Source organism: Salmonella sp. 2020_1395 (genome assembly GCF_043848115.1).
Lineage (GTDB): Bacteria > Pseudomonadota > Gammaproteobacteria > Enterobacterales > Enterobacteriaceae > Salmonella > Salmonella enterica.
Genome location: NZ_JBCMFH010000037.1, coordinates 1 through 2,071, shown reverse-complemented (window position 1 = coordinate 2,071; position 2,071 = coordinate 1). Strand labels below are relative to the sequence as shown.

The window sequence follows — 2,071 nt, the reverse complement described above, 5'->3', positions numbered from 1 at the left end:
GCCAGGCCTCAGCATTTTATTATGGTGATCCCCTGGGCGAAATGCGCCTGGTAAGCAGAGTTTTTGAAATGTAAGGCCTTTGAATAAGACAAAAGGCTGCCTCATCGCTAACTTTGCAACAGTGCCCACTAGTGAGGGGCGGCAGCGCATCAAGCGGTGAGCGCACTCCGGCACCGCCAACTTTCAGCACATGCGTGTAAATCATCGTCGTAGAGACGTCGGAATGGCCGAGCAGATCCTGCACGGTTCGAATGTCGTAACCGCTGCGGAGCAAGGCCGTCGCGAACGAGTGGCGGAGGGTGTGCGGTGTGGCGGGCTTCGTGATGCCTGCTTGTTCTACGGCACGTTTGAAGGCGCGCTGAAAGGTCTGGTCATACATGTGATGGCGACGCACGACACCGCTCCGTGGATCGGTCGAATGCGTGTGCTGCGCAAAAACCCAGAACCACGGCCAGGAATGCCCGGCGCGCGGATACTTCCGCTCAAGGGCGTCGGGAAGCGCAACGCCGCTGCGGCCCTCGGCCTGGTCCTTCAGCCACCATGCCCGTGCACGCGACAGCTGCTCGCGCAGGCTGGGTGCCAAGCTCTCGGGTAACATCAAGGCCCGATCCTTGGAGCCCTTGCCCTCCCGCACGATGATCGTGCCGTGATCGAAATCCAGATCCTTGACCCGCAGTTGCAAACCCTCACTGATCCGCATGCCCGTTCCATACAGAAGCTGGGCGAACAAACGATGCTCGCCTTCCAGAAAACCGAGGATGCGAACCACTTCATCCGGGGTCAGCACCACCGGCAAGCGCCGCGACGGCCGAGGTCTTCCGATCTCCTGAAGCCAGGGCAGATCCGTGCACAGCACCTTGCCGTAGAAGAACAGCAAGGCCGCCAATGCCTGACGATGCGTGGAGACCGAAACCTTGCGCTCGTTCGCCAGCCAGGACAGAAATGCCTCGACTTCGCTGCTGCCCAAGGTTGCCGGGTGACGCACACCGTGGAAACGGATGAAGGCACGAACCCAGTGGACATAAGCCTGTTCGGTTCGTAAACTGTAATGCAAGTAGCGTATGCGCTCACGCAACTGGTCCAGAACCTTGACCGAACGCAGCGGTGGTAACGGCGCAGTGGCGGTTTTCATGGCTTGTTATGACTGTTTTTTTGTACAGTCTATGCCTCGGGCATCCAAGCAGCAAGCGCGTTACGCCGTGGGTCGATGTTTGATGTTATGGAGCAGCAACGATGTTACGCAGCAGGGCAGTCGCCCTAAAACAAAGTTAACCCAGGATGAGAACCTTGAAAGTATCATTGATGGCTGCGAAAGCGAAAAACGGCGTGATTGGTTGCGGTCCAGACATACCCTGGTCCGCGAAAGGGGAGCAGCTACTTTTTAAAGCATTGACCTACAATCAGTGGCTTCTGGTGGGTCGCAAGACGTTTGAATCTATGGGCGCACTCCCCAATAGGAAATACGCGGTCGTTACCCGCTCAGGTTGGACATCAAATGATGACAATGTAGTTGTATTTCAGTCAATCGAAGAGGCCATGGACAGGCTAGCTGAATTCACCGGTCACGTTATAGTGTCTGGTGGCGGAGAAATTTACCGAGAAACATTACCCATGGCCTCTACGCTCCACTTATCGACGATCGACATCGAGCCAGAGGGGGATGTTTTCTTCCCGAGTATTCCAAATACCTTCGAAGTTGTTTTTGAGCAACACTTTACTTCAAACATTAACTATTGCTATCAAATTTGGAAAAAGGGTTAACAAAGCTATGCAATCGACGGCAAAAAGCTTCGTTCGCTTCGCGCACTACGCCTTTTCCGCGATTGATAGCGACGTTATGTGAATATTGAAATGAGCATTCCAAAGAAAGGAAGTAGAAAAATTATCGTGGGCGAAAATGAGTTTTTGTGGCTCATTAGGTCAAAACTCACATATTCGCAGGACGGCACTGTTGCAAATAGTCGGTGGTGATAAACTTATCATCCCCTTTTGCTGATGGAGCTGCACATGAACCCATTCAAAGGCCGGCATTTTCAGCGTGACATCATTCTGTGGGCCGTACGCTGGTACT

1 protein-coding gene and 1 pseudogene are annotated in these 2,071 nt (G+C 53.7%); one reads left to right on the top strand and one right to left on the bottom strand.

Translation table 11 applies throughout. From position 1 onward, the window contains the following. Positions 1–127: 127 nt before the first annotated feature. Positions 128–1,132, bottom strand: a pseudogene (gene intI1 / locus ACH0WD_RS24385) (class 1 integron integrase IntI1); the annotation flags it as partial. Between the two features lie 155 nt (positions 1,133–1,287). On the opposite strand from intI1, the gene dfrA14 reads away from it, so the two are divergent. Beyond that, positions 1,288–1,761 carry a trimethoprim-resistant dihydrofolate reductase DfrA14 gene (dfrA14, locus tag ACH0WD_RS24380; protein WP_004201280.1) on the top strand — a complete coding sequence of 158 codons (474 nt, stop codon included), beginning with the start codon at positions 1,288–1,290 and terminating at the stop codon, positions 1,759–1,761. Positions 1,762–2,071: the final 310 nt, after the last annotated feature.